The sequence below is a fragment of the Chloracidobacterium sp. N genome (assembly GCF_018304765.1).
In the GTDB taxonomy this organism is placed as follows: domain Bacteria; phylum Acidobacteriota; class Blastocatellia; order Chloracidobacteriales; family Chloracidobacteriaceae; genus Chloracidobacterium; species Chloracidobacterium aggregatum.
This window is the reverse complement of record NZ_CP072642.1, coordinates 632,241-656,447: the sequence shown is the minus strand read 5'-3', so window position 1 is coordinate 656,447 and position 24,207 is coordinate 632,241. Positions and strand designations below refer to the sequence as shown.

The window sequence follows — 24,207 nt, the reverse complement described above, 5'->3', positions numbered from 1 at the left end:
GCGGATTTTCCGGCGCGGACGCCTCACGTGGCATCGTCGGGCGGCACGCCGGTTTCTTCTTCCGGGCAGTCGGCAGGGCGGTCGGGCTGTGCGGCCGCCAGCCGCTGCATCGTGGCGGCAAAACGTTCCAAGTCAGCTTGCAGGGACTCCATGTGCCGGCGGCTGGACTGGTACTGCACCCACTGGTGGGTTTCCACGACGCGCTTGAGGGACGCTTCCCCAAGCAGGGTGGCCAGCAACACGATGAGATCGTTGGCCGCCGTGACCTGCGACAGCAACGCATTGACCAGATGATAGGCATCTTCCGCCGTCGCCCAGTCGAGCGCCGGGGCAGATGCTCTTTCGGACGGGTTGCGCGCCGTCGGTGGCACGTCTGAAGGCTGGGTCACGCCGCCGCTCCTTCCCGGATGTGAACCGGGCGGCCATCCGCCACAAGCGCCGTGGGTTGCGCCAGCACTGCCGAACGGAGATACCCCAGCGCCAGCACTTCCTGAGTCACGGGATGGCGGACGACGCTGGTCAACTGTCCAACTTCCTTTCCATCGGCAAGGATGGGCGTGCCTTTCCCCGGCAGCGCGGTGTCCGTACCGGTGTCGCTGGCGATGCGCAGCGGTGTCAGCCGCCGCGCGGTCTGGTCATGGCCGCGCCAGTGGATTTTGGCCACGGTTTCCTGCCCGACATAGCAGCCCTTGGTGTAGCTGATGGCATGCCCCAGCCCGGCTTCGGGCGCCAGGGTGGTGTCGTCAAAGTCCTGCCCAAAACGGCCGGTGCCATGCTCGATGCGGCACACTTCCAGGGCATCCCAGCCGACCGGCGTGGCTCCGGCCCCGGTCAGGTGCGCCCAGACCTCCACGGCCGCCTCGTGGAGAACGAACAGATCAAAGGCCGGCTGTCCGTAGCGGGGACGCTGCACAACGAGCACGCCGGCATTGCCAATAGACAGCCGCTCGTGTGCAAAAACCGGGAGAGATTCTGTGCCACCGCCGACCTTTTCAACCATCAGGCTGGTGCGCCAAGTGGCAAGCGGCGCGCCGGTCAACGACTCGATCAGCGCCGGAGCAGCCAGCCCGACGAGACCAAGCAGAGCATGGGTGGCGCGCAGATCGGTCAAGCGGAAATCACCGGCGCGCACCAGCGGGGACAACTTTTTGTGAACGATGGCAGCCGCAGCCGGCTCGGTCGTCAGCCAGAACTCATCGGGCAGGCAGTCCAGCGTGACATCGGCAATGACCCTTCCCTGTGGCGTCAGAAAAAGAGCAGTGACCCCGGTGCCCGGCACGAGCGGCTTGACGTGCTGGCTGACCCAGCCGTTGATGAACGTTGTCCGGTCACGTCCTCCAACGGCAAAGCAGCCGCGCGCGCTGAGGTCAACGATCCCGGCGTGCTTGACCAGCGCCGTGTATTCGGCCGCCAACCGGCCATAGTGCGCTGGCACGGACCCGTCACCTTCAGGGCGCAGCACGGCGCCAAGTGTCGCGTGGTGTGTCACAAGCGGATACTCCATAACCCTTTATTCAACGACCTTTCCGAAAGCTGTGCGTCGTTCATGCCGCACGAGGCCCCCTCCAGGCAAACCCATCCGGCGTCGTCCGGCCGTCTTCATCTGTGCCGGAACTGTGATTATCACGGCTCTTGCCTGAAAGGGACTCTCCGACACACGATAGAAGTATGCCAAGTTTTCCACCGGCAGCGCCGCCGCTCGTCCCGACATCCTCACTTTCGGACCCACCCCAAGCCACCCACCCATCTGCGTCCAGCGGGATACCAGCCTGGCTGCCCCAGGCGCTGCACGCCTTTGCCTTCCGCGATTACCGCCTCCAGTGGGCCGGCGCTTTTACTTCCAGCATCGGAAGCTGGGTGCAGCAGGTTGCCCAGGCCTGGCTCGTCCTCGACCTGACCGGCAGCCCGTTTTATCTCGGTCTCGATGCCTTTCTGGGCATGGCACCGATGCTGGGATTATCGCTGGTGGGCGGCGCCGTGGCCGACCGGTTCGACCGCCGCAAGCTACTCCTGTTTTCCCAGGCAGTGCAAATGTCCAGCGCACTGACACTGGCGCTGCTGGTTGGGCTGCACGTTGCCATGGGGCTGCCCCTCGTGTATGCCATCCTGGCGCTGTCCTTTCTGACCGGAACGGCGCAGGCGCTGAGCGGGCCGGCCTATCTGGCGCTGCTCCCCAACCTGGTGCCGCAACCGTTTGTCGCGCAGGCCATTGCCGGCAATGCCATCCAGTTCAATCTGGCGCGGGTTGTCGGGCCGATGGTTGCCGGATTGGTCCTGGCGCGCTTTGGCGCGGCGACCTGTTTCGCCCTGAACGCTCTGTCGTTTCTGGCCGTGATGGCTGCCCTGGCCACCATTCGCCCGCCACAACAGATACCGGCGACACCCGGCCCCTCGTGGCGGCAGGAAATTGCGACCGGCATGCGCTATGTCTTCGGCGACCGGATGCGGCGACGGCTGTGCTTTCTGGCCACCCTGACGACCAGCCTGGGCGTTGCCGTTCCAACCCTGCTTCCGCAATACACCCGGATCATCTGGCACGGGGATGAAGTGCTGTTTTCACGGCTGGCAGCCTGTTCAGGGCTGGGCGCAGTGACGGGCGCCATCGTGGTCGCCACCGTCGCCAAAAAAGCGCAGTCCCTGCCGTTGATTCTGGCGACGCAGGCGGCGCTCGGTCTCTGCATGCTGCTGCTGGCGGCCACGGGCTGGTTCTGGCTGGCCTGTCTGTGGCTGTTCATTGGCGGGGCGCTTCTGGTGGCCACCTACGCGCTGGTGACGACCTGTTTTCAGCAGGTTGTCGCGGATGACATGCGGGGGCGGGCCGTGAGTCTCTACATGGTCTGTTTCCGGGGCGGAATGGCCATTGGGGGACTGCTGGCCGGCAGCCTGGCGCACTGGTGGCGGGTCACTGCCGCGTTCGGTCTGGCCGGGCTGGGACTGGCGCTGGCAGGCGCCTGGGCCTTTCTCAACTGGCGGGTGATGACGTTCCCTCCGCCAGACCGGATGACGGATAAAAACACACCGGAGTGAAATGCTGCGTATGACGCACTGGATGACGCACTGGATGACGTACGGCTGGACGACCGACCGGACGACCGGATGGTGGCTGCCAGGGATGCTGCTGGGGATACTGCTGGGATTGTCTGCCGCCGCGCCGGGGCGGACGCCGCCGGCCGATGTCCTGTTCATCAACGGCACCGTGCACACCCTCGATGACCGGCAACCCCGGGCCGAGGCCGTTGCCGTCCGGCGCGGGCGTATCGTTTTTGTCGGGTCCACGGCCGAAGCCATGACCTACCGTGGCCCCAAAACGCGCCTTGTGGACCTGGCCGGAGCCGTGATGTACCCCGGCTTCACCGATGCCCACTGCCACCTGTTTGGCATCGGCGAACGCGAACTGACCCTGAATCTGGAAGGAACCAACACCCGCGCCGCCTTTCTGGCTGCCGTTGCCGCCCGCGTTGCCCAGACACCCAAAGGCGAATGGATCGTTGGGCGCGGCTGGATTGAGACCTTCTGGACGCCGCCCACCTTTCCGACCGCGGCAGAACTCGATGCCATCGCGCCGGAGCATCCGGTGTTTCTGGTACGGGCGGACGGGCATGCCAGCGTGGTCAACACCCTGGCGCTCAGGCAGGCCGGGATTGACGCACAGACGCCCAACCCACCCGGCGGCGACATCCTGCGGGACGCGACCACCGGCCAACCAACCGGGATGCTCATTGACCGCGCCCAGGACCTCGTCCGGCGGCTGCTGCCCCGCCTGTCGCCCGAAGATTACGAGCGCGCGGCCATGGCCGGTGCGCAGCGTGAGCTGTCGCTCGGCTGGTGCACCATTCACAACGCCGGCAGCTCCCTTCTGGAAACGAACCTGCTGCGCCGCCTCTGCCGCACGGGTGCTATCAAGCTCCGGGTGTACAACGCGGCGGCCAACCGTCCGGCGGAAGTCGCGGCCCTGCTCCGCCGCGGCCCCATCATCGGCGAAGCCAACGGACGCTTCACCATGCGGACAATCAAGGCGTACATGGACGGCGCACTGGGGTCACGCGGCGCAGCCCTGCTGGCCCCCTACGCCGACGCCGACACCACAGGTCTGTTTCTCACTCCACCGGACGAACTGCGCGCCCTGTGCCGGCAGGCGCTGCGCGCCGGCATTCAAATCCAGACGCATGCCATTGGGGATCGGGCCAACCGCCAGGTACTGGACATTTACGAGCAGGTGTTTGCTGAAGTGCCGCCAGCCCAGCGCCGGGTGCGCGATCCGCGCTGGCGCATCGAGCATGCCCAGATTCTGCATCCTTCCGACATCCCGCGCTTTGCCCAACTCGGTGTCATTGCGTCCATGCAGCCCTCGCACGCCATCAGTGACCTGCACTTTGCCCCGCGCCGGCTGGGGCTGGAACGTCTGGCCGGAGCCTATGCCTGGCGGTCGCTGCTCGATGGCAAAGCCATCATTGCCGGCGGCTCGGATGCGCCCGTCGAACGCGGTGAACCCCTCATCGAGTTTTATGCGGCTGTGACACGGAAAGACCTGACCGGGTTTTCCGGTGCGGGATGGCATCCAAAGCAGGCGGTCAGCCGCCTGGAAGCGTTGAAAATGCTGACCCTCTGGCCAGCTTATGCGGCCTTTGAAGAAGACCTTGCCGGCACGATAGCCGTCGGCAAGCGCGCTGACTTCACCGTTCTTTCCGCTGACCTGCTCACCATCCCGGAAACGGACATCCTCCGGGCACGCTGCCGGATGACCATCATTGGCGGCGAGGTCGTGTTCCGCGCTCAGGAACCCACAACCGGCAACAGCGCCCCGGCCGGGACAGGCTCAGGAAACCAGCCAGATAAGCGCCGTGCGCCCCAACCGCACAACTGGCGCTGGAAGCAGGTTGGCGCGGCTGGGCGGCCGCTGGATGCGGGTGTTGATCATCGGGCGAAACAGTCGCCACCGCAGCCGCCGGCCATCGAGCGTTTCTGAAACGCCATGGGCATCGTCATCCGGGCCCGCTCCGCTGAGAAAGCGGATGTAAAAGGGCCCGGAATCCACCATGTGCTGCTGGCGAATGGTCCAGGTTTCGCCGGTCGCAGGCAGGGTTACATGCAGACGGTGCGGATACTTCAGCCCCAGCCAGTTGCGCCGCTGGGCCTCGAACGTCACCTCGATGGCGTCGGTGACGAGTTCCGGGCGCTCGCCGTCAAAAACGGCTCCGAATGAAAACGCGCCGGGCTGTCCGGGCAGCGGTTCGTTGCGGTAGTAAATCAGCATGCGGTCGCCGCGCCAGCAGCGTCCCCAGTGCCAGCGGTTGATGGCGCGCGACATCGGAACGGGATCGTAGTTGTGGTCGTGGTAGCCACGCCCGGCAAAGGCCACACGCCGTTCACACCGCCCGTTCGCTCCGGTGATTTCCAGCGCGCCCTGCGTTGCACAGACCGGCGCCACCAGATTCCAGGTGTGTGTTCCCAGCGCCTGCTCCATCAGCCCCCGGCTGGAAGCCACCAACTCGGGGGAAAGCCAGTTCTCGTTCAGATTGCGAAAGCTGAACGTTCCGGTCAGCCGGCGGCCAATGGCGACCGGAATGGGCGTGGTGACTTCAGTCAAATCCACATCCACGTTCAGGTGATAGGTCGCCGTTGCCGGGTCGTAGGTCAACAGGTTGCGCCCGGCGCTGACCATCGGCCGGGTCGTCGAGGCGGTGAAGGTGTCGTACTCGACGAGCGCGTAGGCAATCGGCCGCCCACGGTGATAGAGCGCAAAGGAAAAGGCCGCGTAGTCACACGGGTCGGGCGGCAGGGCGCGCCCACGTTCGTAAGCCTCGAAGTGGGCGTTGTAGTCGGGCGAAAAAGGAATGCCACAGAACCAGATCGCCACCAACCCATACTCGCGGTCTTCAGACAGGGCATCGAAATACCACCACTCGTAAGCGCCCGGCTGACGTAGCCCGTGCCAGGCGTCTTCGGTGCGGCTGGCTATCATTCGCATAGATTTGGCAGCACCCCCAGGTTGGTCCGGGCAAACCCTCCATCGGCGCAGTGATACGCACTTCGGGGCTGACCCACCGGAGGCCGTTCATCCACAGAAGTTCGGCGAAGTGAGGACGCTTCACCATGGAAAAGTCCGGTCGTCATCCGGGGGCAGGATGATGTACCGACCTCAGTTGGGGAGCGTGGGCCGTAGCCCACCGCCCGGTGGTTCGCACCGGTTGCGACCACGGCGCGAAACCGGTCATCCGCTTCAAACGCTGATAATGCCATCCTCATGGTGGGGGATGGTGGACTGACGCGGCGGAAGGACCTCAAAGGGCACCAACCCCTGGCTGACTTCTTCCAGCGCAATGCGGGTTGGCTTGTGGCTGGAAGAGCGCAGACGCGGCTCGCGTCCCTTCTGAAGCTGCTTGCTGCGCGCCGCCGCCACCAGGATCAGGCGATACTTGCTGTCGGGAAAACGGTGAATGTGGTTTTCAGTCGGCTTGGTTTCCATTTCATTGGTCGTTGTCGGCGTCGTCATAGCTTCTCTCCCTCCAGTGGCAAAGATTCAGCATCAAACGTGTCCACGATGGCTTCGAGCCATTTTTCCGACAGGCGCCATCGCTCGCGCTCGGCGGTAATGATGCAGATGAGCGACCGGAGCGCACGGTCAAGGTCATCGTTGACGATGACGTAGTGAAACTCCCGAAAGCGCCGCACTTCCTGTGTGGCATTGCGCAGCCGCCGGGCGATGACCTGGGGCTGATCGCTCCCACGGGCGCAGAGCCGCTGGCGCAGCACCTCGTAACTGGGTGGCATGATGAAAATCCGGGTCGCTTCCGGCATGATGTTGGCCACGCTTTCCGCGCCCTGCACATCAATGTCGAGAATGAGATCGTGGCCCTGTTCCAGGCGCGTTTCGACGAACTTCCGGTGCGTACCGTAAAAGTGACCGTGCACCAGCGCTGATTCCAGGAACTCCCCGTGCTCGCGCATGCGCTCGAAGTCGTCCGGCGAGACAAAGTAGTAGTGCTCGCCGTGCCGTTCGCCGGGACGTGGCGGGCGTGTGGTGTAGGAAACCGAATAGTAGAGATTGTCCACTGACTTCAGCAGACGACTCAGGAGCGTGGATTTCCCTCCCCCCGACGGCGCGGAGACAACCACCAGCATGCCGCGACGAAGAGAATGCGGCCGGTCACTCGACATTCTGGGCCTGCTCCTTGATTTTCTCGACTTCGGTCTTGATGAAAAGCGCCACGTCGTGAACCGTGGTGTCACTGGTTTTGGACAGCATCGTATTCACTTCGCGGTTCATTTCCTGTAAGAGAAAATCCATTGCCTTGCCGACTCCGGCGGCGTCACTGGTCAGCAGGTCACGCATCTGCGCCACGTGGCTCCGCAGACGGGCGACTTCTTCCGTAATGTCACAGCGTTCCGCGGCATAGGCGGCTTCCTGCGCCAGGCGGGTCTCATCCAGGCTGCCGAGGTCACGGAGCAGGGCCTGCATCCGGCGCTCCAGCCGGGCGCGCTGGTTCTCGAACACCAGTGCCGCCGCCGCTTCGATTTCGGGAATGCGCGCGGCAATCTGTTCCAGTCGGGCGGCAATCTCCTGCGCCAGGGCCGCGCCTTCCGTCTGGCGCATCGCCGTCAGGGCGTCGAGGGCCTGTCCGGCTGCGGTCAGCAGCCCTTCTGCAAGACGCGCGGTAAAGGCGGCATCGGTCTCCGTGACCGGCTGGATTGCGCCGGGCAGCCGTGCAATCAGACTGAGGTCAAAGTCCCCGGCCACGCCGGTTGCTGCCTGCGCCTGCCGGAGCGCCGCCACATAGCCCTGCACGAGCGGCAGGTTGACCTGAAACGTCACCGGGCGCTGCTGAACCAGACTCACTGTGGCTTCAACCCGCCCCCGTTGCAGCCGCGCCTGGATGAGCTTGCGCAACGGCACTTCAGCCGCTGCCAACTCGGAGGGCAACCGCACCTGAATGTCGAGAAACCGGTTGTTGACCGTCCGCAGCTCGACCGTCAGGGAGAACTCATCGGTGGTAAGGCTGGCACGGCCAAAGCCGGTCATGCTGTTCATCGGCCGGTATCCTTTCGTATCTCCGCAGGCTGGCAGCCGGACTGTGGTGTTGTCAGAGGGCGCACTATACCAAAAACCCGGTATTCCTGGACATCACCGGCCCAGCAGCACCGGACTGACCTCTTCCGGTAACGCCCCTCACGTTCCGTGAACCGTACCCAGCCGCCCGGCAAACTGCCGCAAATGCTCCCGAAGCCGGTCTTCGTCCAGGGTCAGCACCCGTTGACCGTCGTAAATCACCCGCCCCTGGACAACCGTCAGCACCACATCCCGTCCGGTGGCCGCCGTCACAAGCGCCGCCACCGGGTCATAGACCGGTTCGAGATGCGGGCCGGCGAGGGAAATCCCCACGAGGTCGGCTTCCTTGCCGACTTCGAGCGTGCCGATGCGGTCATCCAGCCCAAGGGCGCACGCGCCATCCAGCGTCATCCACTGGAGCAGGGCGGCCGCCGGCAGCAGTTGACCGTCGCCCTGGGTGGCGCGGCTGAGAAGCTGGGCGAACCGCCCTTCATCGAGCAGGTCGCAGACATTGTTGGAGGCCACGCTGTCCGTGCCCAACCCGACGCGCACGCCCCGCTGGCGCATCCGGCTGACCGGAGCGATGCCGTGCCCGAACTTGGCATTGGATTTTGGGCAGTGAGCCACGCTGGCGCCGTGGAAGGTCAGCAGGCCGATGTCCTCTTCCGTGGCGCGTACGGCGTGAATGAGCAGTGGCTTGACCCGCAGCACATTCAGGTCGCTGAGATACCGGATGGTTGACACCCGGGGCGGCGTCCAGGCAATGCCGCGCTCCCGCAGAAACTGCGCGAAGGGTCCCTGTCCGCTCCGCAGAAAATCATCCTCGGCCTGGGATTCGGCACAGTGAATCGCCACCGGAAGCGCCTGCCGTTCGGCGTATTCGATGACGAGCCGGAACAGCAGGGACGACACGGAATAAACGGCGTGGGGAGAGATGCCGAGCCGCACCAGGTCGGTTTCCGCCGGGCGCAGGGCTTCCAGCCGCCGCTTGAGGCCGGTGAGACTTTTTTTGGCCTGCATCGGGTCAGGGCCGAAGACTTCCTGATAGGCGATGCCGCGCAGTCCACCCTGGCACAGGGCGCGAAAACCTGCGCCGGAAGTTTCCGTATCGGCCAGGGTCGTGATGCCGGCCCGGGCCGCCTCGACAACACCCCACTGCGCCGAGACTTCCAAATCCGCGGCCGCCATCTGCTCGCCGCGCAGACGGGTCAGGGTCCGAATCCAGTCGAAGAACGACAGGTCTTCCAGGCGGCCGCGCAGCGCCGTCAACTCCAGGTGGCTGTGGACATTGACGAAACCGGGGCACAGGGCGGCGCGTCCCAGGGCCACGGTTTCGAGCGCCCCCAGGCGCGCCAGGCGGGCACGCACTTCGGCTTCGGACCCCACCGCCACGATGCGCCCCTCGGCGACGGCAACGGCCCCGTCCTGAATTGGCGAGGTGGCCACCGGAAGCACCCACTGGGCTGTGTAAAGAACTGTCATGTGCGCCTGCCCGGAATGAAGTCACCGGCATCAAAGTATGCCGCCACACACAGTCTGCCTGTCCGACGGATTATCATGCCCAAGGCGATTTAAAAAACCTGCCCCGGCGCAGCATTTCGACCTGACTTCTGCCCCACCTCTGCCCGACGGTGCATTTTTTTCATGAAACTCTCCGTACCCCTGCGGCGTAAACATCCGCGTTACATTCCAGCCCGGTGCATAGCCAATATCTTCCAACCTGGCAGGGGTCTGAGGCTCCCACATTTATGGCACTGAGTCGAACCAAAAAACTTTTCATCGTTGGCGGCGTGACCCTGCTCATCGCCGGAATCGTCGCGGCCAGCCTCCTGACGCGGCGGACCGATGCGCTGAGCGTCCAGATTGAGCCGGTCAGACGGCGTGAGTTGCTTGAGGCCAAAGTCTCAGCCTCCGGCGAAGTGCGTCCGGTGGCGCTGTACAACCTCACGGCCGAAGTTCCGGGGCGCGTGACGGATATTTTTGTCAAAGAGGGTGACGTGGTTCGCAAAGGGCAACCCCTGGTCAAGGTGGACCCCACCCAGCAGTTGACCTCGCAGCAGAGCGCCGAAGCCAACTATCGCGCGGCCGAGCAGGATGCCCGCGCCACTGAGACCCAGGTTCTGAGCGCCCGCAATCTCGTCACCCAGAACAAGGCACAGCTCATTGCGGCCGAAACTGATCTCAACCGGCTCAAAGCCCAGCTCGACTTGCAGAAGGTTCAGTTGCAGCGCACCACCGAGTTGCTTGAGGCAGGCGTGGTGTCACGCGCCGAGTTTGACACGGCGCAGGCCAACTACGAGGTCGCCAAGGCCGCCTACGACGCCCAGCTCGTTCAGATCGAACGCCTCCGGCAGGTTGTCAAGGACGCCGAGATTGCGGTTCAGCGGGCTGAAGAATCCAGCAAATCGGCCTGGCAGCGCGTCAAAGCCTCCCAGGCACAGTTGACGAATGCGCAGTATTTCCTCGACCAGACCATTCGCAAGTCGCCCATTGATGGTGTGGTGTCGAGCCTGCCCGTGCGGGTCGGCGAATTTGCCGTTGCCAACTTCAATACTACGCCCCTGATGACGATTGCTGACATGTCGGAAATCAACGTCGAAGTCCAGGTGGACGAAACCGACATTGCCAACGTTCGGATTGGACAGCCGGCCAAGGTCAAGGTGGACTCTTTGGGCGACACCGAGATTCCCGGCCAGGTGGCCGAAGTCGGACAAAGCGCCGTGACCCGCTCCGGGCAGACGATTGCGGCCAACACGACTTCCCAGGAAGCCAAGAACTTCAAGGTCAAAATTCGCCTTGAACCATCTGAAAAAGACCGGGCGCGGCTTCGTCCCGGCATGTCGGCCACGGCCGTCATCACCACCGATACCCGGCGCAATGTCCTCGTCGTTCCGCTGCAAGCCCTGGTCAGCCGCGACCCATCCGAGATGTCTCAGACGACGCCCCCCGCTCCAACGCCGCCTCCCGCCAGCGGTGAAGGTGACAAAAAGCCGGCCAAGCGCAACGAGGTTTCCGGTGTTTTCGTCGAGGAAGGCGGCAAGGCGAGGTTTGTGCCCGTCACGACGGGTATTCTGGGTGAAACGGACATCGAAGTTGTCGAGGGCCTGTCGGAAGGGCAGTTGGTCGTGACCGGCCCCTACCGCCTGCTTCGCACGCTCCGGCCGGGAACGTCCATCACCCGCGACGCCAAGGCGGAAACGACCAACCAAGGCAAAGGATGAAGCGGAAACCTCATGGAAAGTACCACTGTGTCGCTTGAAGCCGCACCGGCCACGGCCCTGCGCCCGCAATCCGTAACACCGTCGGCCGCGCTCATCGAGACCAAAGACGTGTGGAAAACCTACCGGATGGGGGATGAGGTCATCCACGCGCTGCACGGGGTGAGTTTCACCATCCAGCGCAACGAGTACATCGCCATTATCGGGCCGTCCGGGTCAGGAAAAACCACCCTGATGAACATCATCGGCTGCCTCGACACGCCGACCAAAGGTGAATACTGGCTCAACGGCAAACTCGTTTCGGCCATGAACGATGATGAACTGGCCCGGGTGCGCAATCAGGAAATCGGGTTTGTCTTCCAGACCTTCAACCTGCTGCCCCGTGCCACGGCCCTGCACAATGTCGAACTGCCCCTCATCTACAGCGGCGTGCCGGCGGCTGAACGGCTGCAACGCGCCAGGCGGGCGCTCGAACAGGTTGACCTGGCGCACCGCATGCACCACCGCCCGAATGAACTCTCCGGCGGACAGCGGCAACGGGTCGCCATTGCGCGGGCGCTGGTCAACAATCCCTCCATCATTCTGGCGGATGAACCAACCGGCAACCTCGACTCGGCCACGAGCCGGGAAATCATGGCGCTGCTCGATGTCCTTCACGAACGCGGCAACACCATCATCGTGGTGACGCACGAGCCTGACATCGCCGCGTATGCCCACCGGGTCCTGACCATCCGCGACGGACGCATCGCCACGGACACCCGGAATGAGCGCCGGGCGCTGGCCCTGGCCGGACAGGCCCAGCCCGTGTGACGGCGCGGCATAGGCGCGGTGGGCAAACTGTGTTAGCCTACCGGGGCATGCCACCTCGATCCCAGACCGAAGGACTTGCCTGGCCCCATGGGAGGACATTCTGCCGACCGGACGACCGCCCCGGCCCCGCAGCTTGACCGCCTGGAGTTCGTCATCCCCAGTGTCATCCCGCGCATGCACGAGCTGTTGCAGGAATTGATGAACCTGCTCGAAGCCCGCGGCATTGCCGAACCGAACTCCAACATCGTTCTGGCGCTGGACGAAGCCATTGCCAATGCCATCAAGCATGGCAACCACGAAGACCCGACCAAGCAGGTTCACGTCGTCGTCGAGTTTACGCACGATGAAGTGACGTTCACCATCACCGACGAAGGCGACGGCTTCGACCTCAATGCCCTGCCCGACCCAACCGATCCGAGTTGCCTGATGCGTACCTGCGGGCGCGGCGTCATGCTCATCTACCACATTATGGATGAGGTCGAGTACAACGCCCGTGGGAATCAGGTGCGGATGAAGAAAAAGGCGGAACGATAATGGGTACGCTGTCTCCCGGTCGGTCGTCCGAACTGCCGAGCCTGCACCAACTGGTCGATCTTGAGCCCCTCTCCACTGGCGATCTCATTGACCGGGCGGTTCACATCTACCGGCACAACTTCGCTCCCCTGCTGGCGCTGGCGGCCATCCCGGTCGTGACCAGTTGCACGGGAACCCTCCTGATCGCCTACACCTTCACCGGGCTGCGGGAATCGGCCGCCACACTGCCTGTCCTGATCCTGGGGATGACCCTTGGTTACTCCCTGACCTACCTGATCAGCCCGCTGCTGCTGATGCTCATCACCGGCGGGCTGACCCGGACGGTGGCCGATTTCGTCATGCTCGACGTGCCAATTGGCTTCTGGCGCACCTGGCGCATGGTAGGCGTCCGCCTGTGGCCGCTCATTCTGACGCAACTTATCGGGTATGTCCTGTTTGGAATGGTGATCTCGGGCCTGTTCTTCGTTGGGATGATCATTGCGTGGACGGCCATCGCCATGTCGTTCCTGGTGTTTGGCTATCTCCCGTCCGTGCTTGCCGGCGGACTCTTCACCCTGTTGCTGTTTGCCCTCACTGCCCTGGGCTTCGTCGGGTATTGTGCCGCTGTGGCGCAGGTTGCGCTCATCCCCAGCGTGGTCATGATCGAGGGCCGCGCGACGTGGGACAGCATCGTTCGCGCCCTGCAACTGGCGCGGGGAACGATCTGGCGGGTCGTTCAGATTACGCTCTTCGATCTGGCGATTGCGTCGGCGGCCATCTCGGCCATTGGCATTCCGTTTCTCGTGTACGTCATTCTCAACGGCTATTTCGAGGACCTGACCCGCACGCCGACCTGGTTCATCCTGGCCTTCAATGTGGCCGACCAGCTTGGCAAGCTGCTGACCCTGCCCATGGCGACCATTGCCTACTGCCTGCTGTATTTCGACATGCGGGTACGCCGGGAAGGCTACGATGTCGAACTGCTCGGCGCACGGCTCGAAAGCACCGCCGGCGTACCGGCCAGCGCATCGGTACGGCCCAGCGTCAGCCGCCCGGCGCCACCGCCGGCCATATCACCACCAACAAAAACAGCCGCCGTCCCTTCCTGAATCAGAAAGGACGGCGGCCCCGGCAGGCATCAGCTTACGCCGGCTTACGTGCCGTGCTCCCAACTGTTGATGTATTCGACCATCTCGGCCGTGAGCGTATCAATGCGGACGCCCATGGCTTCAAGCTTGAGGGAGGCAATCTCCAGGTCCACCTCTTCCGGCAGGCGGTGAATGGTTTTTTCGAGGCTTCCCGCGTGCTTTTTGAGGTATTCAGCCGACAACGCCTGATTGGCAAAGCTCATATCCATCACGCTTGCCGGATGGCCTTCGGCGGCGGCAAGGTTGATGAGCCGTCCCTCGCCCAGAACGATGACGCGGCGGCCGGTCTCGGCCAGCTCGTATTCCTGTACGAACGGGCGCACATCACGTACCTCACGCGCCATTTCCTTGAGAGCAACCAGGTTGAGTTCCAGGTCGAAGTGGCCGGAGTTGCAGACGATGGCGCCGTCTTTCATGGCAGCAAAATGTTGGCGGTCAATGACATGGCGGTTGCCGGTGACAGTGATGAACACATCCCCCTGCGTAGCGGCTTCGGCAATGGGCATGACCCGAAAGCCATCCATGACGGCTTCAATCGCCCGGATAGGATTGACTTCACACACGATGACGTTGGCGCCCAACCCGCGCCCGCGCATGGCGACGCCCTTGCCGCACCAGCCGTAACCGACGACAACCAGGGTCCGCCCGGCCATCAGCAGGTTCGTGGCGCGAATCACCCCATCGAGCGTGGATTGTCCCGTGCCGTAGCGGTTGTCGAACATGTGCTTGGTCTGGGCGTCGTTGACGGCAATGACCGGAAACGGCAGGACGCCACTGACCTGCATGGCCCGGAGGCGCTGAATCCCGGTGGTCGTTTCTTCGGTACTGCCCAGAACGTTGGGCACCAAATCGCTTCGCTCTTTGACCAGTGTCGAGATGACATCCCCGCCGTCATCAATGATGAGGTGCGGGTTGGTGTCGAGCGCCAGCAGCACGTGCTTGCGGTAGTCGTCGGTGGACTCCCCCTTGCGGGCAAATACCGGGATACCGAAGTCGGCCACCAGCGAGGCCGCCACGTCGTCCTGCGTCGAAAGCGGATTGGAGGCAATGAGAACGGCTTCGGCCCCGCCCGCCTGAAGGGCCCGGGCGAGATTGGCGGTTTCCGTCGTTACGTGGCAGCAGGCGACCAGCCGCAGCCCTTCAAGTGGGCGCTCTTTGGCAAACCGCTCCCGAATCAGCCGCAAGACGGGCATTTCACGGTCGGCCCATTCAATACGCTTGCGCCCCAGGGGCGCCAGCGCCAAATCGGCCACGTCATAGTGTTTGACTTGTGCGACACTGGTACTCATTCGATGATGTCCTCGGATTGGAATAAGGAAAAAACCCTGGCAGCCCCTTCACAGCCGGACACCCCACGGAGCCGGGCCCGGCCGCCAACGACTTGCAGACCACTCACGGGCAGGCAACTCACAGTCCGGCTTCCTTGCGCAGCACCTCGGCTTTGTCGGTCCGCTCCCAGGTGAAACTCTCTTCATTGCGGCCGAAGTGACCGTAAGCCGCCGTTGGAGAGTAAATGGGACGGCGCAGATCGAGGGTTTCAATGATGCCACGGGGCGTCAGGGAAAAGTGCGCGCGGATGAGTTCAACAATGGTTTCCGGGCGAATCTTTCCGGTGCCGAAGGTTTCGACATAAATCGAGACCGGCTCGGCAACACCGATGGCGTAGGCCAACTGCACCTGGCAGCGGTCAGCCAGTCCGGCCGCCACGACGTTCTTGGCGATGTAGCGCGCCATGTAGGCCGCCGACCGGTCCACCTTCGTCGGGTCCTTGCCCGAAAACGCGCCGCCGCCGTGCGGGGCATAGCCGCCATAGGTATCCACGATGATCTTGCGCCCGGTCAGCCCCGTATCGCCCATGGGGCCGCCAATGACAAACCGCCCGGTGGGATTGATGTGCAGCCTGGTATCGGCATCGAGCATGCCATTGGTGATGATGTGGCGGATGACGTGGCGCTCGATGTCCCGCCGGAGTTCATCGGATTTGACCGATTCGGCATGCTGGGTTGAAACCACCACGGCCGCGACGCGATGTGGTTTGCCGTCCCGGTACTCGACCGACACCTGGGCTTTGCCATCCGGCCGCAGATACTCCAGCGTGCCGTCGCGCCGCACCTGCGCCAGGCGCTGGGTCAACCGGTGCGCCAGTTGAATCGGCAGCGGCATGAGTTCGGGCGTTTCCGTGCAGGCAAAGCCGAACATCAGCCCCTGGTCGCCGGCCCCGCCGGTATCCACCCCCATGGCGATGTCCGGCGACTGGGCATTGATGGTGGAAATGACCGAACAGGTCTTGGCGTCGAAGCCATACTCGGCATTGTCGTAACCAATCCGCCGGACGACATCCCGCGCCACCGTCGGGAAGTCCACATACGCGGTCGTGGTGATTTCACCGGCAATGACCACCAATCCGGTTGCCAGCAGGGTCTCGCACGCCACCCGCCCCTGGGGATCGCGGCGGAGCACTTCATCGAGAATGGCGTCCGAAATCTGGTCGGCCATCTTGTCGGGATGCCCCTCAGTCACGGATTCAGAGGAAAAAAGAAAGTTGCCGTTGTTCAAAGCCTACCCTCCACAAAATGCGCGGTTTTGGATGCGCGCCACACCATCCAGCGCAAGGCCAAGGCCTGAAGCCAACCGCCGACCGTCCAGATGCATGCAACCAAAAACCATCGTTGAAAATCGGGCTGAGTGTTGTTCAAAGTCAGCAAGCGTAACATGTGAAACAAAAACGGCCAACCCGCCGCCCGCCCGACGACACTTCCACCTTACTGAATCGAAACCAGTCTGGAGAAGCCCCAACCCTGATGCCCCCGCCAGCGATTGGTGGGGCGCGCAGGACGCGCAGCGCCCCGGATGCCGACGGATGCCCACCGTTTGACCTGCCGGCTGTTCTTGGTGATAGTCATATCGGGCGTGCGTCACGTGGTAAGTGGAACGTGTCATCTCTGTGCCTCCGCGTCTCCGCGTGACTGGTGCCCCATTCCGTCCCGATGCCTGTTCCCGATGTCCGTCCATGCCCCCCGCCGCTCCCTCAGCGGCGCTCTCTGGAAACAAGCCACCCCGCCGGCGGATGCCGTGAAGCGCCTGACGCAGGCGCTGGACATTCACCCGCTCGTCGCCACCTGCCTCATCAACCGGGGACTGACGACACCGGAACAGGCGGCCGCCTTTCTCACACCGGATTTGACCCACGTGCCCGACCCGCGCCCGATGCGCAACCTCACAGAAGCCCTGCATATCATCGGGCGGGCCGTGGAGCGCCGGGAGCGCATCCGCATCGTCGGAGACTACGACTGCGACGGCACGACCGGGCTGGTCACGCTCCGCAATGTGCTGCGGCAACTCGGCGTCCAGACGGACGACTTCGTTTCCTACTACGTTCCCGACCGGGAACAGGAAGGTTACGGACTCAATCCCGGCATCATCGGGCAGGCGGCCGCCGATGGCGTTCAGGTGCTCGTGTCGGTGGACATCGGCATCACCGCCCACCGCGAATGGGAAATGGCGCGGGCGCAGGGCATCGTCGGCGTGTGCATTGACCACCATACGGCGCTGGGCAGCCGGGTTCCGGCGGATGCCGTCGTGGTCTGCCCGAAACAGGTCGGCGACGCCTACCCGGAGAAAGACCTCGCCGCCTGTGGGCTGGCCTGGCAGATGGCCCGCGCCCTGCTCGGCGAACGCCCCAATGGGGAGGCATTTCTCCGCTCCCTGACCAAGCTCGTCGCCATCGGCACGTATGCCGATCTCGTTCCCCTCTCCAGCCCGGCCAACCGGGCCATCGTGGCGGAAGGGCTGCGCGGTCTCAACAGCGGCTCGAAAAATCCCGGTCTGTCCGCGCTCCTTGAAGTGGCGGGACTCAGGGAACGTCCCATCGGGGCCGGCGACCTTGGCTTCCGCCTCGGGCCGCGTATCAATGCCGCCGGGCGGATTGAAGGCACCACCGTGGGCATCATCCAGTTGTTCGACAGCCTCACACCGGATGAGGCCCGGCAGCGGGCGCAACAGATTGACGCCTGGAATACCGAACGCCAGGCCATTCAACGGCAATTGGTGGACCAGCTCGAAGCCCGGATTGCCAGCCAACCGCAGGATGATCCGGTTTATGTCCTGGCCGGCAACCATACCGACGGCTGGCATCAGGGCGTGGTCGGGATTGCGGCCTCGAAGGTCGTGGAAAGCCATCACCACCCGGCGCTGGTCTGTAGCATTCGGGACGGTATCGCCCACGGCTCCGGGCGCAGCATCCCCCAGTTCAATCTCATCGAGGCGCTTCAGACCATTGGCCAGGATGGGCTTTTTCTCCGCTACGGGGGACACCCGGCCGCCGCCGGTTTCTGCCTTCCGGTTGAACGGTTGCCGGAGTTGCAGCAGCGCATCAATGCCTACGCCCGGCAGGTCCTGCCGCCGGACGCCCTGACCCGCGTGTATGTTGCCGATGGCGAGCTGCCGCTGGGCGAACTGACCCTCCCGCTGGTCGAAAGCCTTGCCAAACTCGAACCCCACGGCATCGGCAACCCACACCCACGGTTCATCCTGCGCGGTCACATCCTGGAACAGCGCATCCTCAAGGATCAGCACCTCAAGCTCATCCTTGGCGACGGGCCGCACCGGGCCGAAGTGCTGTGGTGGCAGCGGCGGGAATATGCCGAACAACTCCCCCGGCAGGCCAAAGTCGAGGTCCTCGGCCGGCCGGACATCAACGTGTGGCAGGGCCGAACCAGCCTTCAGTTCATCGCCACCGACATCCGCCTGGCCACCTGATCACCGGCAACACCGCCCGCCCTTTCAGCCTTCGGTTACAGCCGCTGGATCGAGAATGGCCACGTACGGCAGGTTGCGGTACCGCTCGGCATAATCCAGCCCAAAACCGACGACAAAGGCATTGGGAATGGTGAACCCGACATAGGATACCTCCACCTCCCGCTGGCGACGTTCGGGTTTGTCCAGCAGGGCCGCCACCCGCACCGAGGCCGCTTCGCGGCGGCGGAACATGTCGAGCAGGTAGGCGAGGGTCAGCCCCGTATCCACGATGTCTTCCACGATGATGACCGGCTGCCCCCGCAGGCTGCTGTCGAGGTCCTTGAGCAGGCGCACCTCGCCCGATGACTTGGTCGCCATGCCATAGCTGGACACGGCGATGAAATCGAGCGTGATGGGCAGGTCAATGGCGCGTACCAAATCGGCCCCAAACGGGACGGCCCCCTTGAGCACCACCACGAGCAGCGGCGACTGCCCGGCGTAGTCGCGGGTGATGGCCGCGCCCAGTTCCCGAATCCGCGCCTGTATCTGCCCGGCATCAAACAGCACGGTCAACTGCGGCTGGCTAAACTCCGACATGGCATTTCTCCCGAAAAAGCGTTGGGCTTGGGACGGCGCCCCCAGGGGCTACGCCGGAGCCGAGGTTTCGGACTCCGACACACCCGGCTCCGACGCCAATGTGACCCGGTTGCGTCCGTTGCGCTTTGAGGCATAGAGTGCCTGGTCGGCCACCTCCACGAGTTTGTCGGGCGTTGTCACTCCCGGCATGGGAAGGTAGGCCACCCCAAAGCTGGCCGTGATGGGCAGTTCTCCGGCGGTCGTCGGAACGGGACGGGCGGCAATATGCCGGCGGAGGCGTTCGGCGACATCGAGCGCTCCTTTGACCGGCGTCTGTGGCAAAATCACGATGAATTCCTCACCGCCGTAGCGTCCGGCAATGTCGGTATCCCGCAGTTTGCTTCTGACCAGCTTGGACAGGTATTGCAACACCTCGTTGCCGACTTCGTGGCCGTAGGTGTCGTTGACCTTTTTGAAAAAGTCAATGTCAAACATCAGGACACCCATCTGACCATTATCAGCCAGGGTTTTGGCAAAGACCTCAGCCAGTCTGGCCCGGACAGCACGGGCATTGAGCAACCCGGTCAGCCCGTCTATGGTGGCCAGTTCATAGAGCCGGGCCTTTTCGAGCGCCCCGACCAGTTGCTGTCCCAGGGCGCGGAGCATTTCTTCGTCCTGTTCGGAAAAAGCCTGCGGCTGTTGACTGGCCACGCTGATGACACCCAGCACTTTTTTTTCGGCCTCCAGTGGCACGCCCATCCAGGAGCGATAGGGCAGGCGTTCGGTCAGCCACCGGTAGTTGTACAACGCCGCCTCGCGCTCGATGTCCTGAAGCCGCAGCGCCTGCTTGTGCTGCACACACCATTCAGCCAAACCCAGGGCATCCATTTCGGGCAGGAGCGCCACCTGCTCTCCGGTGGAACTGTTCGCCGTCCAGTTCCCGCTCTGCTGGAAATCCGGCACGTTTGTTCCCCGGCGTTCTGACTTCGGGCGCGCCGTTGTCACCGACTGCCATTCGAGCGTCTGGGGCCGGTGGTCGTCTTCGGGAAACAGATACACCGCCAACGAATCGGCGCGGAACAGGTCACGCCCTTCCTGGTAGAGTGTTTTGAGCAACTCCCGGCGGGTTTGCGCCGGATTACTCAGGGCGCGCCCGACTCCGACGAGAATCTTCATCTCGGCAATCGTCCGCTGCTGGCGCGCCGCTGCCTCGGCCTGTTTGCTCAGCAGCGCCACCAACGCCACCAGCACCGTGCCCAGCGCCACCACGGGCAGAAAGTCCAGCCGCGCATAGACCACGGCAATCATGATGGACAGCACCACGGTGGCAAATTCAGCCAGAAACGTGATGACCGACTGGGTCGCGCGCACGTCCTGAAGAAACAGTGTCAGCGAGATGCCCCGCGTCCACAGGGTCAGGAACGAAACGCTCACCCGCATGGTAAAGATGGAAAGGTAGATAAGCGGAATCACCACCAGTTCCCGCAGACCAAACCGAGGCGCCAGGTGCCATTCGCTGAAATGGCCGGCCTGCTCAACGGTGCTTCCGGTCAGTCCGATGAAGGCAGCGACACCTCCCTGAAAGATGATCTCGCCCAAAACGATCAACCAGTCGCCCATCGGGAGTCGTCGCTGCAAGCGTTCGGCGTGTTGACTGATGGATTCCAGTACGCCGGCGAGACCGAGCAGCGTGATGGTCAGTTCCGTCGGGAAAACCAGCACGAACAGCACCATCAATCCGTCTTCGGCCAGCAGATGGGCGTAGGCGTCCGACCGGCGGCGCAGGAAGGCACACACCATCAGAAGCAGCAGAAACACCGCCGCGGCCAGCCCATCGCGCTGGCGAAAGAGTCCGAACAGATCACCCCACAGCCCCCGCAGCACTTTCAGTTCGATGACGATGACCAGCGACCAGAAAGCGAGGCCGAGTCCCCATATCAGCAGCTTGTAGGGCAGCCCAAAGGGCGTTCGGGCAAAGCGCGACGGCATACACAAAGCTCACAGTATCAGCCCCGGAAGTACGACCTGATCAGGGAAATCAAGGGTGGCAGTGTGGGATGACAATGTAGCAAACACGCCAACGACACACTATCATCTTGTCACGCGCCGTTGGGTATGGCCGGTGCGCCACCCGACGGACGTTGTTCTGCATACGTCCTGTGAACACATAGCCCTATGTCATCCAAAAAAGCTGAGACCAAGCGGCGGACCGCATCGGGTATCGAGCTGAAGCCTTACTACCTGCCTGCCGACGCCCCGCCCCCCACCGACGAAAAGCCCGGCGAGTACCCCTTCACGCGCGGCATTCACGCAACGATGTACCGCGCCAAGCTGTGGACGATGCGGCAGTACGCCGGCTTTGCCACCGCGGCGGAATCCAACGCCCGCTACCGCTACCTGCTGTCGCAGGGCACGACCGGTCTCAGCGTGGCCTTTGACCTGCCGACCCAGATTGGGCTGGACTCCGACTCCCCCCTCGCCCTGGGAGAAGTGGGCAAGGTCGGCGTCGCCATTGATTCCCTCGAAGACATGGCCGTGCTGTTTGACGGTATTCCGCTCGACCAGGTCTCGACCTCGATGACGATCAACGCCACGGCCCCCATTCTGCTTGCCCTCTACATCGCCGTCGGCCGGCGCCAGGGCGTCACCCCCGACAAACTCAACGGCACGGTCCAGAACGACATTCTCAAGGAATACATTGCGCGCGGGACGTACATCTATCCGCCCCGCCCCTCCCTGCGGCTCATCACCGACCTGTTTGCCTACTGCGCCCGCGAGGTGCCCAACTGGAACACCATTTCGATTTCGGGCTACCACATCCGGGAAGCCGGGGCGACGGCCGCCCAGGAAATTGCCTTCACGCTGGCCGACGGCATTGCCTACGTCGAAGCTGCCATTGCCGCCGGCCTCGACGTGGATACCTTTGGCCCGCGCCTGTCGTTTTTCTTCAACGCGCACAACAACCTGTTTGAAGAAGTCGCCAAGTTCCGCGCGGCCCGGCGCATGTGGGCCCGCATCATGCGCGAGCGGTTCAAAGCCACCCAGCCCAAGGCGTGGCAGTTGCGCTTCCACACGCAAACGGCCGGCAGCACGCTCACGGCCCAGCAGCCTGAAGTCAACGTCATTCGCACGACGGTGCAGGCGCTGGCGGCGGTGATGGGCGGTACGCAGTCGCTGCACACAAACGGCAAAGACGAGGCCCTGGGACTGCCGACGGAGGAATCCGCCCGGATTGCCCTGCGTACCCAGCAGGTGCTCGCCTATGAGTCCGGTGTCGCCGACGTAGCTGACCCCCTCGGCGGGTCCTACTTCATCGAAGCCCTGACCGATGAACTCGAACGGCAGGCCACCGCCTACATTGAAAAGATTGACACGCTGGGCGGCATGCTGGCGGCCATTGAGCAGGGTTTCCCGCAACGTGAAATCCAGCAGGCCGCCTTTGACTACCAGCGCGCCGTGGAGCGGAACGAAGCCATTGTCGTCGGCGTCAACCGCTTCCAGGTTGCCGAAGAGCACCCCATTCCCATCCAGCGCATTGATCCCGAAATCGAACGCGCGCAGGTTGAACGGGTACGCAGTCTGCGGGCACGGCGCGACACAGCCGCCTGCACGGCTGCCCTCGACGCCCTTGAAGCCGCCGCCCGTGGGACGGACAACCTGATGCCCTACATTCTCGATGCTGTTGAACGGTACGCCACCGTAGGCGAAATTTCCGACCGCCTGCGCCGCGTCTTCGGTGAATACCAGGAAACGGTTGTCTTCTAGGCCGGAACCGCTTCCGGGCGGTGTCCCGACGGTCTGAAACCGTATTTCCGGCCGGTGAACCCGGTTTTCTTTCCGCAACCCATTTCACAGCCATGCTTGCCCTTGATTTCATCCGCCAGCACCTCGACCTCGTTCGTCGCGCCCTGCTCAACCGCCGCACCGATCTCACGCTTGACAGCTTCACCGAACTCGACGCCACGCGCCGGCGGCTGATTGCGGAAGTCGAACAGCGCAGAGCTGCGCTCAACCGGGTCAGTCCCCAGATTGGCGCGCTGCTCAAGGCCGGGCAGCAGGACGAAGCGGAAGCCAAACGTGCTGAAATGCGGGAACTCAAGGCCAGCATTGAAGCCCTCGAAGCTGAACGGGAAAGTGTCGAACAGCGCCTGCAGGAACTCGTGCGCATCATTCCGAACGTGCCCCACGAGTCTGTCCCGGTCGGCGATGAATCGGCCAACCAGGAAGTCGCGCGCTGGGGCGAACCGCGCCACTTCGACTTCCCCCCCAAGGACCACGTCGAACTTGGCACGGCGCTCGGTATTCTGGACCTGGAACGCGCTGCCAAGGTGTCAGGCGCGCGCTTTGCCGTCCTCAAGGGGCTGGGAGCCAAACTGGAACGGGCGCTCATCAGCTTCATGCTCGACCTGCACCTGACCGGACACGGCTACACGGAAGTGCTCCCACCGTTCATCGTCAATGGCGAGGCCCTGTTTGGCACGGGACAGCTTCCCAAATTCGAGCCGGACCTGTTCAAGCTGACCGATGAGCGCGGTCTGTACCTGATTCCCACGGCTGAAGTCCCGGTCACCAATCTGCACCGGGGTGAAGTGCTCGACGGCGCGCAACTACCCATCCGGTATGTTGCCTACACGCCCTGCTTTCGCAGCGAAGCCGGCAGTTATGGCCGCGACACCCGTGGGCTTATCCGCCAGCACCAGTTTGACAAGGTCGAACTCGTGGCGTTTGTCAAACCCGAAGACAGCTACGCGGAACTCGAACGCCTGACGGCCAACGCAGAAGCGGTGTTGCAGCGTTTGGAACTGCCCTACCGCAAGGTCGTGCTGGCCACCGGCGATCTGGGCTTTGCGGCGGCCAAAACCTACGATCTGGAAGTCTGGCTGCCCAGCCAGCAGACCTACCGGGAAATTTCTTCGTGCAGCAACTTTGAAGCCTTCCAGGCACGCCGCGCCGACATCCGCTTCCGGCGCGAACCTGGTATGAAGCCGGAGTTCGTCCACACGCTCAACGGCTCCGGGTTGGCGGTTGGGCGGACGTGGCTGGCGCTGCTCGAAAATCACCAGCAGGCCGATGGCTCGGTGGTCATTCCACCGGCGCTGCGCCCCTACCTGGAGGGACGCGAACGGTTGGCCTGAGACCTGGCACCGCACCGCTTCGG

The 24,207-nt window shown here is 63.6% G+C and carries 20 protein-coding genes; 9 read left to right on the top strand and 11 right to left on the bottom strand.

Going from position 1 to position 24,207, the window contains the following annotated elements:
- Positions 1-23 precede the first annotated feature (23 nt).
- Positions 24-389, bottom strand: a complete 366-nt coding sequence (locus J8C05_RS02790; RefSeq protein WP_211422686.1) for a hypothetical protein — start codon at positions 387-389, stop codon at positions 24-26.
- Positions 386-1,504: a CAF17-like 4Fe-4S cluster assembly/insertion protein YgfZ gene (gene ygfZ, locus J8C05_RS02785; protein ID WP_211422685.1), complete on the bottom strand. Its 1,119-nt coding sequence runs from the start codon at positions 1,502-1,504 to the stop codon at positions 386-388. Before ygfZ ends, J8C05_RS02790 begins: the two co-directional genes overlap by 4 nt.
- A gap of 164 nt (positions 1,505-1,668) precedes the next feature.
- On the opposite strand from ygfZ, the gene J8C05_RS02780 reads away from it, so the two are divergent.
- On the top strand, positions 1,669-3,027 hold the full coding sequence (locus tag J8C05_RS02780) for an MFS transporter (RefSeq protein WP_211422684.1): 1,359 nt from the start codon (positions 1,669-1,671) through the stop codon (positions 3,025-3,027).
- Between the two features lie 10 nt (positions 3,028-3,037).
- On the top strand, positions 3,038-4,966 hold the full coding sequence (locus J8C05_RS02775; protein ID WP_246840734.1) for an amidohydrolase: 1,929 nt from the start codon (positions 3,038-3,040) through the stop codon (positions 4,964-4,966).
- 1,254 nt (positions 4,967-6,220) lie between these two features.
- Here J8C05_RS02775 and rpoZ read toward each other — a convergent pair.
- From rpoZ to J8C05_RS02755, 4 genes are all read right to left on the bottom strand, one after another.
- Positions 6,221-6,493 carry a DNA-directed RNA polymerase subunit omega gene (gene rpoZ, locus J8C05_RS02770; RefSeq protein ID WP_246840733.1) on the bottom strand — a complete coding sequence of 91 codons (273 nt, stop codon included), beginning with the start codon at positions 6,491-6,493 and terminating at the stop codon, positions 6,221-6,223.
- Complete coding sequence (gmk, locus tag J8C05_RS02765; protein ID WP_246840732.1) at positions 6,490-7,158, bottom strand: guanylate kinase; 669 nt, start codon at positions 7,156-7,158, stop codon at positions 6,490-6,492. Before gmk ends, rpoZ begins: the two co-directional genes overlap by 4 nt.
- Positions 7,148-8,029 (bottom strand): YicC/YloC family endoribonuclease, encoded by an 882-nt coding sequence (locus tag J8C05_RS02760; protein ID WP_211422682.1) that lies wholly within the window; start codon positions 8,027-8,029, stop codon positions 7,148-7,150. Before J8C05_RS02760 ends, gmk begins: the two co-directional genes overlap by 11 nt.
- Before the next feature lie 138 nt (positions 8,030-8,167).
- Entirely contained in the window at positions 8,168-9,529 is a 1,362-nt protein-coding gene (locus J8C05_RS02755; protein ID WP_211422681.1) for an amidohydrolase family protein, read from the bottom strand.
- 266 nt (positions 9,530-9,795) lie between these two features.
- On the opposite strand from J8C05_RS02755, the gene J8C05_RS02750 reads away from it, so the two are divergent.
- From J8C05_RS02750 to J8C05_RS02735, 4 genes are all read left to right on the top strand, one after another.
- Positions 9,796-11,268 carry an HlyD family secretion protein gene (locus J8C05_RS02750; protein WP_211422680.1) on the top strand — a complete coding sequence of 491 codons (1,473 nt, stop codon included), beginning with the start codon at positions 9,796-9,798 and terminating at the stop codon, positions 11,266-11,268.
- Positions 11,269-11,280: 12 nt separating this feature from the next.
- Positions 11,281-12,075 (top strand): ABC transporter ATP-binding protein, encoded by a 795-nt coding sequence (locus J8C05_RS02745; protein ID WP_281503760.1) that lies wholly within the window; start codon positions 11,281-11,283, stop codon positions 12,073-12,075.
- Between the two features lie 87 nt (positions 12,076-12,162).
- Positions 12,163-12,609 (top strand): ATP-binding protein, encoded by a 447-nt coding sequence (locus tag J8C05_RS02740; RefSeq protein ID WP_058866646.1) that lies wholly within the window; start codon positions 12,163-12,165, stop codon positions 12,607-12,609.
- Positions 12,609-13,697, top strand: coding sequence for a hypothetical protein (locus J8C05_RS02735; RefSeq protein WP_211422679.1), 1,089 nt, complete (start codon positions 12,609-12,611; stop codon positions 13,695-13,697). Before J8C05_RS02740 ends, J8C05_RS02735 begins: the two co-directional genes overlap by 1 nt.
- A gap of 44 nt (positions 13,698-13,741) precedes the next feature.
- On the opposite strand, the gene ahcY is transcribed toward J8C05_RS02735, so the two are convergent.
- The 3 genes from ahcY to J8C05_RS02720 form a co-directional block, all read right to left on the bottom strand.
- Positions 13,742-15,025, bottom strand: a complete 1,284-nt coding sequence (gene ahcY / locus J8C05_RS02730) for an adenosylhomocysteinase (protein WP_211422678.1) — start codon at positions 15,023-15,025, stop codon at positions 13,742-13,744.
- Between the two features lie 118 nt (positions 15,026-15,143).
- Entirely contained in the window at positions 15,144-16,292 is a 1,149-nt protein-coding gene (metK, locus tag J8C05_RS02725; RefSeq protein WP_211422677.1) for a methionine adenosyltransferase, read from the bottom strand.
- Between the two features lie 206 nt (positions 16,293-16,498).
- Positions 16,499-16,639: a hypothetical protein gene (locus J8C05_RS02720; protein ID WP_211422676.1), complete on the bottom strand. Its 141-nt coding sequence runs from the start codon at positions 16,637-16,639 to the stop codon at positions 16,499-16,501.
- 97 nt (positions 16,640-16,736) lie between these two features.
- Between J8C05_RS02720 and recJ the strand changes: the two genes are divergently transcribed.
- Positions 16,737-18,494, top strand: coding sequence for a single-stranded-DNA-specific exonuclease RecJ (gene recJ / locus J8C05_RS02715; protein ID WP_211422675.1), 1,758 nt, complete (start codon positions 16,737-16,739; stop codon positions 18,492-18,494).
- 24 nt (positions 18,495-18,518) lie between these two features.
- Here recJ and hpt read toward each other — a convergent pair whose 3' ends face one another.
- Together hpt and J8C05_RS02705 are read right to left on the bottom strand one after the other, a co-directional pair.
- Entirely contained in the window at positions 18,519-19,070 is a 552-nt protein-coding gene (gene hpt / locus J8C05_RS02710; RefSeq protein WP_211422674.1) for a hypoxanthine phosphoribosyltransferase, read from the bottom strand.
- Between the two features lie 48 nt (positions 19,071-19,118).
- On the bottom strand, positions 19,119-21,038 hold the full coding sequence (locus tag J8C05_RS02705) for a GGDEF domain-containing protein (protein ID WP_211422673.1): 1,920 nt from the start codon (positions 21,036-21,038) through the stop codon (positions 19,119-19,121).
- A gap of 186 nt (positions 21,039-21,224) precedes the next feature.
- Between J8C05_RS02705 and J8C05_RS02700 the strand changes: the two genes are divergently transcribed.
- Together J8C05_RS02700 and serS are read left to right on the top strand one after the other, a co-directional pair.
- Positions 21,225-22,814, top strand: coding sequence for an acyl-CoA mutase large subunit family protein (locus J8C05_RS02700; protein ID WP_211422672.1), 1,590 nt, complete (start codon positions 21,225-21,227; stop codon positions 22,812-22,814).
- 92 nt (positions 22,815-22,906) lie between these two features.
- Positions 22,907-24,184 carry a serine--tRNA ligase gene (gene serS, locus J8C05_RS02695; RefSeq protein ID WP_211422671.1) on the top strand — a complete coding sequence of 426 codons (1,278 nt, stop codon included), beginning with the start codon at positions 22,907-22,909 and terminating at the stop codon, positions 24,182-24,184.
- Positions 24,185-24,207 lie beyond the last annotated feature (23 nt).